At 62.8% G+C, this 14,008-nt stretch carries 15 protein-coding genes; 6 read left to right on the top strand and 9 right to left on the bottom strand.

Annotation, left to right across the window (positions count from 1 at the left end; genetic code table 11):
* Positions 1 to 135: 135 nt before the first annotated feature.
* The gene (locus tag AB5Y81_RS10205) at positions 136 to 2,445 is read left to right on the top strand and encodes a Tex family protein (RefSeq protein ID WP_279485008.1); all 2,310 of its coding nucleotides are present in this window, start codon (positions 136 to 138) and stop codon (positions 2,443 to 2,445) included.
* A 57-nt stretch (positions 2,446 to 2,502) separates the two neighbouring features.
* Here AB5Y81_RS10205 and AB5Y81_RS10200 read toward each other — a convergent pair whose 3' ends face one another.
* From AB5Y81_RS10200 to bioH, 4 genes are all read right to left on the bottom strand, one after another.
* Positions 2,503 to 2,781, bottom strand: a complete 279-nt coding sequence (locus AB5Y81_RS10200; RefSeq protein ID WP_005307922.1) for a hypothetical protein — start codon at positions 2,779 to 2,781, stop codon at positions 2,503 to 2,505.
* Positions 2,782 to 2,869: 88 nt separating this feature from the next.
* Complete coding sequence (locus tag AB5Y81_RS10195) at positions 2,870 to 3,667, bottom strand: putative metalloprotease CJM1_0395 family protein (RefSeq protein ID WP_017778594.1); 798 nt, start codon at positions 3,665 to 3,667, stop codon at positions 2,870 to 2,872.
* 1 nt (position 3,668) lies between these two features.
* Positions 3,669 to 3,902 carry a flagellar basal body rod C-terminal domain-containing protein gene (locus AB5Y81_RS10190; protein WP_005307918.1) on the bottom strand — a complete coding sequence of 78 codons (234 nt, stop codon included), beginning with the start codon at positions 3,900 to 3,902 and terminating at the stop codon, positions 3,669 to 3,671.
* A 71-nt stretch (positions 3,903 to 3,973) separates the two neighbouring features.
* Entirely contained in the window at positions 3,974 to 4,738 is a 765-nt protein-coding gene (gene bioH, locus AB5Y81_RS10185) for a pimeloyl-ACP methyl ester esterase BioH (RefSeq protein ID WP_139430981.1), read from the bottom strand.
* Between the two features lie 37 nt (positions 4,739 to 4,775).
* Between bioH and AB5Y81_RS10180 the strand changes: the two genes are divergently transcribed.
* Both AB5Y81_RS10180 and nfuA read left to right on the top strand, forming a co-directional pair.
* Positions 4,776 to 5,504, top strand: coding sequence for a ComF family protein (locus AB5Y81_RS10180; RefSeq protein ID WP_279485010.1), 729 nt, complete (start codon positions 4,776 to 4,778; stop codon positions 5,502 to 5,504).
* Between the two features lie 80 nt (positions 5,505 to 5,584).
* Positions 5,585 to 6,163 (top strand): Fe-S biogenesis protein NfuA, encoded by a 579-nt coding sequence (gene nfuA, locus AB5Y81_RS10175; RefSeq protein ID WP_005307891.1) that lies wholly within the window; start codon positions 5,585 to 5,587, stop codon positions 6,161 to 6,163.
* 85 nt (positions 6,164 to 6,248) lie between these two features.
* Here nfuA and gpsA read toward each other — a convergent pair whose 3' ends face one another.
* Genes gpsA through AB5Y81_RS10160 form a run of 3 tightly spaced genes read right to left on the bottom strand, consistent with a single transcriptional unit; the run spans position 6,249 to position 8,205 of the window.
* Positions 6,249 to 7,253, bottom strand: coding sequence for an NAD(P)H-dependent glycerol-3-phosphate dehydrogenase (gene gpsA, locus AB5Y81_RS10170; protein WP_025202380.1), 1,005 nt, complete (start codon positions 7,251 to 7,253; stop codon positions 6,249 to 6,251).
* A 2-nt stretch (positions 7,254 to 7,255) separates the two neighbouring features.
* Positions 7,256 to 7,726: a protein-export chaperone SecB gene (secB, locus tag AB5Y81_RS10165; RefSeq protein ID WP_005307878.1), complete on the bottom strand. Its 471-nt coding sequence runs from the start codon at positions 7,724 to 7,726 to the stop codon at positions 7,256 to 7,258.
* Between the two features lie 47 nt (positions 7,727 to 7,773).
* Complete coding sequence (locus AB5Y81_RS10160) at positions 7,774 to 8,205, bottom strand: rhodanese-like domain-containing protein (protein WP_005307875.1); 432 nt, start codon at positions 8,203 to 8,205, stop codon at positions 7,774 to 7,776.
* Positions 8,206 to 8,530: 325 nt separating this feature from the next.
* Here AB5Y81_RS10160 and gpmM point away from each other — a divergent pair, with 325 nt between their 5' ends.
* Together gpmM and AB5Y81_RS10150 are read left to right on the top strand one after the other, a co-directional pair.
* Positions 8,531 to 10,060, top strand: a complete 1,530-nt coding sequence (gene gpmM / locus AB5Y81_RS10155) for a 2,3-bisphosphoglycerate-independent phosphoglycerate mutase (protein ID WP_025202381.1) — start codon at positions 8,531 to 8,533, stop codon at positions 10,058 to 10,060.
* Positions 10,061 to 10,069: 9 nt separating this feature from the next.
* Positions 10,070 to 11,410, top strand: a complete 1,341-nt coding sequence (locus AB5Y81_RS10150) for a peptidoglycan DD-metalloendopeptidase family protein (protein ID WP_139430983.1) — start codon at positions 10,070 to 10,072, stop codon at positions 11,408 to 11,410.
* Between the two features lie 110 nt (positions 11,411 to 11,520).
* On the opposite strand, the gene AB5Y81_RS10145 is transcribed toward AB5Y81_RS10150, so the two are convergent.
* A complete protein-coding gene (locus AB5Y81_RS10145; protein WP_017778597.1) occupies positions 11,521 to 12,171 on the bottom strand; it encodes a Qnr family pentapeptide repeat protein in 651 nt (216 codons plus the stop codon).
* Positions 12,172 to 12,261: 90 nt separating this feature from the next.
* Between AB5Y81_RS10145 and AB5Y81_RS10140 the strand changes: the two genes are divergently transcribed.
* Positions 12,262 to 13,269 (top strand): substrate-binding domain-containing protein, encoded by a 1,008-nt coding sequence (locus tag AB5Y81_RS10140; RefSeq protein WP_017778598.1) that lies wholly within the window; start codon positions 12,262 to 12,264, stop codon positions 13,267 to 13,269.
* 97 nt (positions 13,270 to 13,366) lie between these two features.
* Here the strand turns inward: AB5Y81_RS10140 and AB5Y81_RS10135 are convergent, their stop codons facing one another.
* A complete protein-coding gene (locus tag AB5Y81_RS10135) occupies positions 13,367 to 14,008 on the bottom strand; it encodes a bifunctional 4-hydroxy-2-oxoglutarate aldolase/2-dehydro-3-deoxy-phosphogluconate aldolase (protein WP_219326819.1) in 642 nt (213 codons plus the stop codon).

Below are 14,008 nucleotides of genomic sequence, written 5' to 3'. Positions count from 1 at the left end.
AGGGCTGGCATCCCGCAGTCCGACCCCATATAGTGCTCACACCCGGCGCCTTGAGTACCGCCCTGACAGCCTCTTGCCCGGCGACATCGCCCTCGCGCCAGCCCGTTGTTCTGGACCCGACTACAGAGACCCTCGATGCAAAGCCACGTAATAGAACATCAGATTGCCGGTGAGCTGAATGCCCGCCCGGAACAGGTACAGGCCGCCGTTCGCCTGCTGGACGAAGGCGCCACAGTCCCCTTCATCGCTCGTTACCGCAAAGAGGTGACTGGCGGTCTGGACGACAGCCAGCTGCGTACCCTGGAGAGCCGGCTCGGTTACCTGCGCGAACTGGCGGATCGCCGCCAGGTGATCCTGCGCTCCATCGAAGAGCAGGGCAAGCTGACCCCCGAGCTGGCCCGCGAGCTGAACGAGGCCGACAGCAAGACCCGGCTGGAAGATCTCTACCTCCCCTACAAACCCAAGCGCCGCACCAAGGGGCAGATGGCCATCGAGGCGGGGCTGGAGCCATTGGCCGACCTGCTGCTGAGCGACCCGATGAAAGATCCCGAGCAGGAGGCGGCCCGCTTCCTCAATGCCGAGCAGGGGATCAGCGACAGCAAGGCCGCCCTCGACGGTGCTCGCTACATCCTGATGGAGCGCTTCGTCGAGCAGGCGGATCTCCTTGAGAAGCTGCGGGACTATGTGTGGCAAAACGCCACCCTGCGCGCCCGCGTGGTGGCAGGCAAGGAGCAGGAAGGGGCCAAATTCAAGGACTACTTCGAGCACGACGAGCCGCTGCACAAGGCCCCCTCCCACCGGGTGCTGGCCATGCTGCGCGGCCGCAACGAGGGGATCCTCAACCTGGCGCTGGTCACCGGTGACGACGAGAGCGCCAGCCCCTGCGAGGGGATCATCGCCCATCACCTCAGACTGAACCTGCAGAGTCGCCCGGCCGACAAGTGGCTGCAGGGGGTGGTGAGCTGGACCTGGAAGATCAAGCTCTCCCTGCAGATGGAGACCGAGCTCATTGGCCGCATCCGCGAGTCGGCGGAAGAGGAGGCGATCAAGGTGTTCGCCATGAACCTCAAGGATCTGCTGATGGCGGCACCGGCCGGCATGCGCTGCACCATGGGGCTGGATCCCGGCATCCGCACCGGGGTCAAAGTGGCCGTGGTGGATGCCACCGGCAAGCTGGTCGATACCGCGACCATCTATCCGTTCGAACCCAAGCGCCAGATTGACCAGAGCCTCAAGACCCTGAGCGAGCTGTGCCAGAAGCACAAGGTTGAACTCATCAGCATCGGCAACGGTACTGCCTCACGGGAGACCGACCGCCTGGTGAGCGACCTGTTCGAGCGCTACCCGGCCGCCAAAGCCCAGAAAATCGTGGTGAGCGAGGCTGGGGCCTCGGTCTACTCCGCTTCCGAGCTTGCCTCCCAGGAATTCCCGGATCTGGACGTCTCCCTGCGCGGCGCCGTCTCCATCGCCCGCCGCCTGCAGGATCCGCTGGCCGAGCTGGTCAAGATCGATCCCAAGAGCATCGGCGTCGGCCAGTACCAGCACGACGTCGGCCAGAGCCAGCTGGCCCGCCGGCTCGATGCGGTGGTCGAGGATTGCGTGAACGCGGTGGGGGTGGATGTGAATACCGCCTCGGTCGCCCTGCTGAACCGGGTCTCCGGCCTCTCCCAGACCCTGGCCCAGAACATAGTCGCCTACCGCGACGAACACGGCGCCTTCCAGCACCGCCAGCAACTGCTGAAGGTGAGCCGGCTCGGTCCCAAGGCATTTGAGCAGTGTGCCGGCTTCCTGCGTATTCGTGGCGGCAGCAACCCGCTGGATGGCTCGGCGGTACACCCGGAATCCTACCCAGTGGTGGAGCGGATCCTCGCCAAACTGGAGCAGACCGTGGACAGCCTGCTAGGCAACAGCAGCCTGCTGCGCACCCTCAAACCCGCCGACTACACGGACGAGCAGTTTGGCGTGCCCACCGTCACCGACATCATCGGCGAGCTGGACAAGCCGGGCCGTGACCCACGCCCCGAGTTCAAGACCGCCACCTTCAAGGAAGGGGTGGAGAAAATCAGCGATCTGGTGCCCGAGATGGTGCTGGAAGGGGTGGTCACCAACGTCACCAACTTCGGCGCCTTCGTCGACATCGGCGTCCATCAGGACGGGCTGGTGCACATCTCCTCCCTGACCGATCGCTTCGTCAAGGATCCCCGCGAGGTGGTCAAGGCCGGCGACATCGTCCGGGTGAAAGTGCTGGAGGTGGACGTACCGCGCAAACGCATCAGTCTGACCATGCGTCTGGATGAAAAAGCCGGCCAGCCGGTGCGCAAACCGGCCGAGCCGCGTCACACCGGTAACAACGCCAAGTCGAAACAGGCCCCCCGTCAGAGCACCCCGACCGACGGCGCCATGGGCAACGCCTTCGCCGCCGCTCTCTCCAAACTGAAGAAATAAGCCCCAGAATGCAAAAAGCCCCGCGAGGGGCTTTTTTGTGCCGGTGGTGCAGCCGCTTCACTCGGCCAGTGCGCTCAGAATGGCGTCGGCCTCCTGATGGGCCGCCAGCACCTCTCGCAGCCGGTTGAATGCCTTGCAGGCCTCTTGTGGATATTTGCCATAAGAGACGACGCCGGTATGACTCCACCCTGCCGCCAGCATCACCTTTTTCTTGAAATGGGTGCCTTCGGTACCGCCCCCACCGAGCTGCATCAAAAACTGCTCCATCTGGAGGTGCGGCGGAGGGACACGGGAGAAGGTGGCAAAATCTTCCGGTTTGACTTCATCAAAGTGCATGACGACTCCTGTGAGTGTGGATGGGATTACCCCTCAGAGTAGTTGCAAATAGTCGCGTGCGGGGGAAAAACAGGGGGAATTGCCAGGCTCAGACGCTCAGGTTGAAGCTCTGCGGAGTCGCTGGCTTGACCGCCTGCTGATAGCGCTGGGCAATGACCTGGTTGCGCTGCTCCATGTAGCCATTCAACACCCCGGTCTTGGCACTGCCATCGGCCTTCAAGGTGGAGTCCGGATCGGCAGAGATCAGCGCCTTGCGGGCCTGCGCCTCCTTGGCCGCGGCACTCCTTGCCACACTCAGGTCCTGGGAGGAGGGTTGTGCCGGCGCCAGTGCGGCGGCACGAACCTGCTGCATCTTGGCGATGGTGGCCCTGGGGTCGCCGGGAATGACGCTGATGTCAATGGAAACGCCGCCACCGGTGGCATAGCGCTTGCCATCCGGCCCCATGGCAAACTGGTAGGTCGGGCTGCCGGCATACTGACCGCCAGTGCTCTGATGAGCCTGCTCGTGGGTTCGCACCTCCTGATCCCTGTCTGCCAGCTCCTTGACCTGCAGCTCCTGTTTCTGCTGCTGTTCTTGTTGTTTGGGATCCTGCTGCTTGTTGCGCTGGCCGTCTTCACCGGTGGCCTCGACGAAACGGTTGTCGACGGCAGCCTGCGGGTTGCCGGTCTGGGAGCCCTCCCGTGCCTGCTGGGAGGTCTGATTGGCGTTGGCCTGAGTGGATCTGGATTTGTCTTTCTGGGAGCCGACCTCGGGCTCGGCATTGAAGGCCTCGGTCTGGCGGCTCTGGGGGATGAGGGCTGCGCGGCGATTGTCAGTACGTGCCGATTCCGTCTGCGGTTGCAGCTGGTTGGGAATGATGGTTGGCAGACTGACATTGATGTTCATGTCACACCCGGATGTCGATCAGGGTTCCCATCATGTCGCTGGCGGTCTGGATCACCTTGGCGGAGGCACCGGCCTGCACCTCGGCACTCTTGAGGTTCACCAGTTCCTCGGGCAACTGCACCTTGTCACCGCTCGGGGTGTTGAGCCTGGCGATCTGATTGGATGCCTTGTCGGCGATCTGCTCCGCACGCTGGAACCCCTGTACACCGCTGTTCAATGCAGAATCTATACGCATGACAATTCTCCTCTGACACTGGATTAATTATCCGTCACCCCAGAGGATTAATGAAGCAAATTGGCTATTTTTCAACCTACAAAATGTTCAATGATTTCAATGAACTGCTGTGGATGAGAAATAAAGGGCGCGTGTGAGGCCTTTTCCAGCACCACACTGCGGCTGGCCGGGTAGCGCTCGTCCAGCAGAGGAATGGAGGCTTTGGGCACCAGCGAATCCAGCCGGCCGTAGACCCGCAGCCAGGGCAGGTTCAACTGCACCAGCTCATCGCGCAGATCGACATCGGCCAGCAAACCGAGACCCGCCTCCAGCGCGGCCAGCTGTGGAGCAGGACGCTCCGCCAGCCAGTGGCGCAGCTGACGGATGTCGTCTCTGGCGTGTTCGCTGCCCATGGCCTGGATCGCCAGGAAGCGTTCAATGGTCTGCTTGAAGTCCCCCGCCAACATCTGGTTGAACCCGGTCAGCACCTTGGGGGCGATCCCCGGCCACTCGTCGCGGGCCATGAAACAGGGGGAACTGGCCACCGTGATCAAGGAGTGCAGTCGCTCGGGATGGTTCAAGGCCAATTGGCTGGCCACCAGACCACCGAGGGACCAACCCAACAAATGGCACTGCTCCGGCAGGATGGCAGCAACTTGTTCCGCCAGCCAGGGCAGACTGTACTCGGCCTCACCCACCAGCGGGCTGTTGCCAAAGCCTGGCAGATCCACCAGATGGACGCGATAGCGAGCCGCCAGGGCCGGCACAATGCCGTGCCAGACCGCGCCATTCATCCCCCATCCGTGCAACAGCACCAGATCGGGCCCCTGACCAAACCGCTCTACCGATACGCTCATCTAGACTCTAGATCCTGTTCACTCTGTTGGGGTCAGCATGTTAAAGCGGCTGCTCGCCAAAGCAAGTCCGATCCTCGGCAGTCATGCCGACTGGCAGGGCAGTTGCCTGCTCTGCCAGCAACCTTGCGATGTTGATCCCCTATTGTGCAGCTGGTGTCGACAGGCCCTGCTGCAGGCTGACCACAGCTGCCGCTTGTGTGCTGCCCCCTTGCCGGCACTGGATGAAGCGCGTGAGCCAATCTGCGGTCGCTGCCAGCGCAGGCCGCCGCCCTGGGAGCGACTGCAGGTCATAGGTGACTACCGGCCACCCTACCCCATGCTGATCCCACGGCTGAAGTATTCCGGCCAGATCCTGCTGGCCCCGCTGCTCGCCAGGGTGCTGGCGGATCATCTGGATTGCCGCGAGCCGCCACAGGCCATCATTCCGGTCCCCCTGCACTGGTGGCGCCAGTGGTGGCGTGGCTTCAACCAAGCAGAAGAGATAGCCCGCGCCCTCGGCGAGCTGACCGGCATCCCCTGCGATAATCGGCTGCTGCGCCGGGTCAGGGCAACCCCGCAGCAGACCAAATTAAGTGCGGGCCAGCGGCGGCGCAACCTGCGCGGCGCCTTCCTGATCTGCCCCCATGATTATCAGCACGTGGCGCTGCTCGATGACGTGGTCACCACGGGCGCCACCGCCGGCCACCTCACCCGTCTGCTTCATGAGAGCGGAGTCACAAAGGTGGAAGTGTGGGCTATCTGTCGCACCCTCAAGCACCTCAAGTAGCCAACGGCACGCTACCCAAGCCCTGCCAACAGAGTTATCATGAATACCCTAGTCGTACACTCAGGTTTATGAGGATAGTGATGATCAGCATTTCCGACACCGCCCAGGCCCATTTCCGTAAATTGCTGGAAAAGCAGCCTGACGGCACCAATATCCGGGTGTTTGTGGTCAATCCGGGAACCCAGAATGCCGAGTGCGGCGTATCATACTGCCCACCCGACGCGGTCGATCCGGAAGATCAGCACCTGCCCTTCAGCGGCTTCGACTGCATGGTCGATCCCTTGAGCGCCCCCTTCCTGGTGGATGCCACCATCGACTTCGTCACCGATCAGATGGGCTCCCAGCTCACCCTGAAAGCCCCGAACGCCAAGATGCGCAAAGTGGCCGACGACGCCCCGCTGATCGACCGTATCGAGTACGTGTTGATGTCCGAGGTGAACCCCATGCTGGCCGGTCACGGCGGCAAGGTCACCCTAGTCGAACTGACCGAGGACAAGCTGGCCATCCTGCAGTTCGGCGGTGGTTGCAACGGTTGCTCCATGGTCGATTACACCCTGAAAGAGGGGATCGAGAAGCAGCTGCTGGAGAAGTTCCCGGGCGAGCTCAACGGCGTCAAGGATGCCACCGAGCACCAGCGCGGCGATCACTCCTACTACTGATTTGCTACCCTTGTGGTAAAGACATGTTGCAAAGAAAAGGCCCCGCCAGCTGGCGGGGCCTTTTGCATTCTGCGACGGGGGCGGATTATTCGTCCTTCTTGTCTCGCGACAGCAGGGCGATGGCCGCCTCTTTCGGATTCTTGCCTTCGTACAGCACCTTGAAGATCTGCTCGCAGATGGGCATCTCGACGCCACAGCGGGCCGCCAGCAGATGCACCTCCTTGGTGTTGCGATAGCCTTCCACCACCTGGCCGATCTCGGTCATGGCGGTGTTCACATCCTTGCCGGCCCCGAGGGCCAGACCGAAGCGACGGTTGCGCGACTGGTTGTCGGTACAGGTCAGCACCAGATCCCCGAGCCCCGCCATCCCCATGAAGGTCTTGGTGTCGGCCCCGAGCGCGGCGCCGAGGCGCTGCATCTCTACCAGGCCACGGGTGATGAGCGCGGTCCTGGCGTTGGCGCCAAAACCCAGCCCGTCGGAGAGACCGGCACCGATGGCGATGACGTTCTTGACCGCCCCGCCCAGCTGCAGACCGATGAAGTCCGGATTGGTATAGACCCGGAACGAACGGCCACAGTGCAGCAGCAGGGAGAGATCGTCAGCGAAATCGTCGTGGGTCGAGGCCACCGAGATGGCGGTCGGCAAACCGGCGGCCAGCTCCTTGGCGAAGGTAGGGCCGGAGATGACCGCCAGCGGCATCTCGTCACCCAGCACTTCGCGGGCCACGTCCTGCAACAGGCGGCCGCTGTCCGGCTCCAGCCCCTTGGTGGCCCAGGCGATACGGGTATCGGGGCGCAGGAAGGGTTTGACCCGGGCCAGTACCTGGCCGAACACATGGCTCGGCACGACCAGCAGCAGTACGGGGGCGGCTTGCACCGCCTGTTGCAGATCCGCGGTCAGCTGCAGATCGGCGGGAAAGGGGACATCCGGCAAGAATGCCTTGTTGCAGCGGTCCTGTTCCAGCTCGGCGACATGGGCAGGGTCGTGACCCCACAGCAGGGTCGGATGACCGTTGCGCGCCAGAGAAATGGCAAGGGCGGAGCCATAAGACCCCGCCCCCAAGACCGAGATAGCGATCTGGTCGGCCATTATCAGGCTTCCGCAGTCGCCTGCTGGGCCTGAGCCTGTGCCATGTGCTGGGCAAACAGGGCATCGAAGTTGACCGGTGCCAGGTTCAGCTGCGGGAAGGAACCCTTGCTCACCAGGTTGGCCACCGCTTCACGGGCATACGGGAACAGGATGTTCGGGCAGAAGGCAGCCAGGCAGTGGGCCAGTTGCGGCTCCGGCAGGTTGCCGATGGTGAAGATACCGGCCTGCTGAACTTCACACAGGAAGGCAGTCTCGGTTTCCAGCTTGCAGGTGACGGTCAGGGTCAGCACCACTTCATAGACGCTGTCAGCCAGGATGTTGGTCTTGGTGTCCATGTCCAGCTTGACGTCCGGCTGCCACTCTTTCTGGAAGATGTGCGGAGTGTTCGGCGCTTCGAAGGAGACGTCCTTGGTGTAGACGCGCTGGATGTGGAATTCCGGTTGTACTTCCTGGTTGTTGATCTCTTCAGCCATTTTGTTTGATTCCTTTTTATGAAAATAGGTGGGCGCAGGCCCTTAAATCAGCGTTTTTTGGTCACCGGCAGATTTTCTGCACGCCACTGGGCCATGCCACCGCTGAGCACATACACCTGCTTGAAGCCGGCTTTGCTCAGTTGGCGACCCGCGCCACCAGCGGTCATCCCCGACTCGCACACCACTATGATGGGGGCATCTTTATGCTTTTCAACCGGGCCCAGGTTATTGCTCTGGATCTGGCTGAGCGGCAGGTGCTGGGCACCGGCCAGATGGCCCTTGGCAAACTCTTCCTGACTGCGAATGTCCACCACGGTGGCGTTTTCACGGTTGATCAGCAGGGTGGCGGTGTGGTTGTTCACCGACTTGACCGGAGAAAAACGGGCACGCACCGTGGTGTAAACCAGAGTGCCCGCCAGGCCGAACCAGGCTGCGGTCAGCAGCGGGTTGCGGGCCGCAAAATCCAAATACTCTTGCATCTTCTACTATCCAGGGACCAAGACAAGTGCCCGAGTATACATGGGGACCCAGCCAAGATCAGCCATCTTGGCGGCAAAGCGGGAGCGGGCTCCCATCGGCTGGATACGGGATGCGACAGCAACATAAAAAGCGGTATCTGGCAGGCCTGACCGAGGATTCGTCGTGCCATGCGACAAGCCGGCGACAAAGGAGAAACAGCTCGGCAACAGGGTGCGGGCCCCGTCGGACGGGGCTTGGCTATCAGGTGACTATTTCGGCAGATGTAGTAATATTACGCTAGTTTCACTTCCCGCAATTCATTCCTATCCGAGAGGACATAGCCTTATGTCAACAGCTAAGAAACCTTTGGTTCTGGTCATCATGGACGGTTGGGGCTACAGCACCAAGCAAGAGCACAACGCCGTCGCTGCCGCCAAGACTCCCAACCTCGACCGTCTCGCCCGTGACTACACCAGCACCCTGATCTCCGGCTCCGGCCTGGACGTGGGTCTGCCGGACGGTCAGATGGGGAACTCCGAAGTGGGCCACGTCAACATTGGCGCAGGTCGCATCGTCTATCAGGAACTGACCCGCATCTCCAAAGACATCCAGGACGGCCCCTTCTTCGAGAACGTCGAGCTGGCCAAGGCTGTTGACACTGCCGTGAGCAAGGGCAAAGCCGTGCACATCATGGGCCTGATGTCCCCGGGTGGCGTACACAGCCACGAAGAGCACATCATGGGCATGATCGAGATGGCCGCCAAGCGTGGCGCCGAGCAGATCTACTTCCACGCCTTCCTGGATGGCCGCGACGTACCGCCGCGTTCCGCCCAGTCCTCCATCGAGCTGTTCGACGCCCTGTTCGCCCGTCTGGGCAAGGGTCGTTTTGCCTCCATGATCGGCCGTTACTACGCCATGGACCGTGACAACCGCTGGGATCGCGTACAGCAAGCCTATGACCTGATGACCCAGGGCAAGGGCGAGTTCACCGCCGACAGCGCCAGCGAAGCCCTGGCTGCCGCCTACGCTCGCGACGAGAACGACGAGTTCGTCAAGGCGACCCGTATCGGCGAAGCCGCCCCCATGCAGGATGGGGACGCGCTGATCTTCATGAACTTCCGTGCCGACCGCGCCCGCGAGATCACCCGCGCCTTCGTCGACAGCGACTTCACCGGCTTCGCCCGCACCGCCACCCCAGCGCTGAACTTCGTGATGTTGACCGAGTACGCGGCCGACATCAAAACCGCCTGTGCCTACCCGCCGACCGCTCTGGTCAACACCCTGGGTGAATGGCTGGCCAAGCAGGGCAAAACCCAGCTGCGCATCTCCGAGACCGAGAAGTACGCTCACGTCACCTTCTTCTTCAACGGCGGCGAAGAGGCCTGCTTCACTGGCGAAGATCGCGAGATCGTCGCCAGCCCGAAAGTGGCCACCTATGACCTGCAGCCGGAAATGAGCTCCGAAGAGCTGACCGACAAGCTGGTCGGCGCCATCAAGAGCGGCAAGTACGACGTCATCATCTGCAACTACCCGAATGGCGACATGGTTGGCCACACCGGCGTGTTCGATGCGGCCGTCAAAGCCTGTGAAGCCGTTGACCACTGCATCGGTCGCGTCACCGAGGCCCTGGCTGAAGTGGGTGGCGAGTGCCTGATCACCGCCGACCACGGCAACGCCGAGAAGATGATGGACGAAGAGACTGGTCAGGCCCATACCGCCCACACCAATCTGCCGGTTCCACTCATCTACTTCGGTCGCAAGGCCGAGGTGCTGGAAGGCGGCAAACTGTCCGATCTGGCCCCCACCATGCTGACTCTTATGGGTCTGCCGGTGCCGCCGGAAATGACTGGCAAGCCCCTGATGATTCTGAAATAATCCTTCCCCATGCGGGGATGCGAAGTGATTTCAACCAAAACCAGTCGCGTCGGCCTGTTGGCCGGCGCGCTGTTTTTTTGTCTGTCGTTCGGGCCGGGCAAGGCCTGGGCTGCCAACCAGCAGCTGGGCGCCATGCAGTCCCAGATCAAGGAACAGCAGCAGACCATCAAGCTCAGCAAACAGGAGCTGGCCAAGCTCAACACCCAGCTCAAGGCCGATGAGCAGGCCATCTCGGCCGCCGCCGCCAAGCTCGACCAGACCAGACAGCAGCTCAGAGAGAACCAGCAGAAGCTGGTGGGGCTGCAACAGGACAAGCTGGATCTGGAGCAGCAGGCCAGCCGCCAGAAGCAGTTGCTGGCCAAACAGGCGGAGAGCGCCTTTACCGCCGGCAACCACGATTACCTCAAACTGCTGCTCAATCAGCAGGATCCGGCCAAACTGAGCCGTTCCCTCGACTACTACGACTACCTCAACAAGGCACGCATCGAGGCCATCGAAGCCCTGCGGGCCACCCGCACCAAGCTGGCCAAAAACCAGCAGGCCACCAAAGAGACCGAAAGCCGGCTGCAATCCCTGCTCACCGAACAGCAGCAACACCATCAAAGTCTGCTGGCCAGCCAGCAGAGCCGTGCCAAGGTGCGCAACCAGCTGCAGCAGTCGGTACAGGATGACGAACAGAAGCTGACCAAGCTGGTCAAGGCGGAGAAAGCGCTGAAGGCCCGGCTGGAAGAGCTGCGCCGCCAGCGGGAAGAGCAGGAGCGCCGCGAGCGGGAGCGCCTTGCCAAGCTGAAGGCGGAACAGGAGCGGCAACGCAAGCTGGCCGAACAGCGCCGCGCCGAACAGGAACGCCTTGCAGCCCAGCAGAGCAAGGCGGCCCAGCAGCAGACCGCCAGCCGGGAGAGCACCACCAGCAAGCCTGAGCGGGGCTCAGGCATCAGCAGCGCCGGTTACTACAGTGGCCTCAAGACCAATGGCAGCCTGCGCTGGCCGGTGCAGGGGCCGATCCTCATCGCCTACGGCTCGCCACGCACCGCCGAGCTGAAGTGGAAGGGCACCCTGATCGGCGCCAGCGAAGGGACCCAGGTCAAGGCGGTGGCACCGGGCCAGGTGGTCTATGCCGACTGGCTGGACGGCTTCGGCATGCTGCTGGTGATCGATCACGGTCGCGGCTACATGAGCCTCTACGGTCACAACCAGTCGCTGCTGCGCCAGGTGGGCCAGAACGTGGAACAGGGTGAACCGGTGGCGCTGGTCGGTGACAGTGGCGGCCAGGACAGACCCGGTCTCTACTTCGAAATTCGCTACCAGGGCGAGGCCATCAACCCCACCAAGTGGCTGGCCAAGCGCTGACGCCGACTTGCCTCCTCCCCCGACAGCCTGCCTTGCGCAGGCTGTCATCCCTCCGGCAGCGCGCGGCGACGCGCCACCTTTGGTGAAAAATTACCTCTTTTTCAGGCTGTTCAAGGGAAGACGACCAGCCCTATCTGCTCCAGCAAGGCCTGCTGCTGATCTTCGTTGATCTGCACCCCGTGCAGATTGACCCGCCGCAGATCCAGCCCGGGCAGATCGCACTGACGCAGATCGCAGCCCTGCAGGTTGATGCGGCTCCAGTCCAGTTGGCCGAATTCGGAGCCGCTGAGATCCGAGCCCGCCAGCGAGGCGCCGAACAGGTTGGCCCCCTGCCAGCGATTGCCGCTCAATTCGCATTTTTCCAGCAGACAGCCTTCAAAGTTGGCGTAGCTGAAGTTGTTGCCGGTGAGATGGGCTTCGCAGAAGTAGCTCTTGACGGTGATCTGGTTGGCAAAGCTGGCGCGGGAGAAGTTGATCCCCATCGCCTGGCAGTCGCGCAGCTCGAGCCCGAGGCACTGGCTGTGACTGAAGTCGGCCATGGTGAGATCGCAGCGCAGAAAACTCGCCTCGCGCAGATTGCAGCCCTGCAGCAAACAGTTCTGCTCGCTCTCCCGATCGTAGAAGCTGCAGTCGACGAAACGGCTCTCGCCGAGATCTAGCCTGGAGAAGTTGCAGCCGATGAAGCGGCATCCCTGAAACTGCTCCCCGGCCAGGTCCTGCTGCTCGAAGCGCACCCCCTCAAAGCACTTGGCCTTGATCATCCTGAGATTCCCCTTGTTGACGGCGTCATATGCTGACTTTGTTACAAAAAAACGGTAATGTTACACGTAACATTTGTCCCGGATCCAGAGATGAACGATACCCGCAAGCGCCGCCCCACCCTGCAGGACATAGCCGACCTGACCGGGGTCACCAAGATGACCGTCAGCCGCTACCTGCGCGACCCGCAAGCCGTGGCCGAGGGCACCCGCGAGCGGATCGCCGCCGCGGTGGAGGATCTCGGCTACATCCCCAACCGGGCGCCGGACATTCTCTCCAACGCCACCAGCAAGGCGATCGGCATCCTGATCCCCTCCCTCTCCAACCAGGTCTTCTCCGCCGTGGTGCACGGCATCGAGTCGGTGACCCGGCCCGCCGGTTACCAGACCCTGCTGGCTCACTACGGCTACAGCCCTGAGCGGGAAGAGGAGCAGGTCGCCTCCCTGCTCTCCTATCACGTGGATGGGTTGATCCTCTCCGACAGCCAGCACACCGAGCGCACCCGCAAGATGATCGCCACCGCCGGCATCCCGGTGGTGGAGACCATGGATCTGCCGCAGAGCCCCATCGACATGGTGGTCGGCATGGATCACCGGGCAGCCGCCCGGGCCATGGTAACAGAGATGCTGCGCCGGGGCCGACGCAAGCTGGTCTATCTGGGCGCACGGCTCGACGTGCGCACCCAGCTGCGGATGGAGGGCTACTACCAGGCAATGCAGGATTTCGGCCTGAGCGGCCAGCACCTGCTGACCGAGCAATCTTCCAGCTTCACCCTAGGCGGCCAGCTGCTGGAGCAGGCGCTGGTACGCTATCCCGATCTGGACGGCCTGTTCTGCACCAACGATGACCTGGCGGTGGGTGCCCTGCTGCAGTGTCAGGCCAAGTGGATACCCGTCCCCCAGCAGATCGCCATCGCCGGCAGCAACGCCCTCGACATCGGCCACGCCATGACCCCCAAGCTGGCCAGTATCGTCACGCCGCGCAAGGAGATCGGCCGTGCGGCCGCCACCATGCTGCTGGCCCGCCTCAACGGCCAGCCGCTGGCCGACACCCGGCTCGACATGGGCTTCTCCCTGTACGAGGGGGACAGCCTGGGCTGACGACGCAGATCCCCGCCATGCAGCCATAACGAGCAGGCCACCCGAGGGTGGCCTGCTTGCTTGGCAAACGGAAGGTCCGGCTCACGCCGGCGTCAAATCAGGATGCGACCAGGGCGACGGCTTCGCGGGAGAGGCGGGTCACCTCTTCCCAGTTACCGTTCTTGACGGCCTCTGCCGGCAGCATCCAGGAGCCGCCGACTGTGGCGACGCACTTGAGCGCCAGGTAGTCGGCCACGTTTTTCGGGCCGATACCGCCGGTGGGACAGAATTTCACCTGGGGCAGCGGCGCGGCGATGGCGGCCAGCGCCTTGGTGCCGCCGTTAGCCTCGGCCGGGAAGAATTTGAGGTGGTCGTAGCCCGCTTCCAGCGCCTGCATCACCTCGGACGGGGTGGCCACGCCCGGGATCAGCGGTGCCGTGCTGTTGGCCGCGTGGGCCAGCAGGGCCGGGGTCATCCCCGGGGAGATGACGAAGCGGGCACCGGCGGCCACGGCGGCATCAAACTGCGCGCAGTTGAGCACGGTACCGGCACCGACCATGGCGTCCGGCATCGCCTTGGCGATGAGGGCGATGGCCTCCAGCGCTACCGGGGTGCGCAGGGTAATCTCGAACACCGAGATGCCGCCGGCCAGCAGCGCCTTGGCCATCGGCAGGGCCTGCTCCAGCTCATTGATGACCATCACGGGTACCAGCGGGGAGGCGGCAAACACCTCGGCCGGGGTCACTTTCCAGTTCTGCAT

The organism is Aeromonas sp. s2 (assembly GCF_040907935.1).
Lineage (GTDB): Bacteria > Pseudomonadota > Gammaproteobacteria > Enterobacterales > Aeromonadaceae > Aeromonas > Aeromonas dhakensis.
The sequence above is the reverse complement of the archived record's forward strand: the minus strand, read 5'-3'. Positions and strand labels throughout refer to the sequence as shown.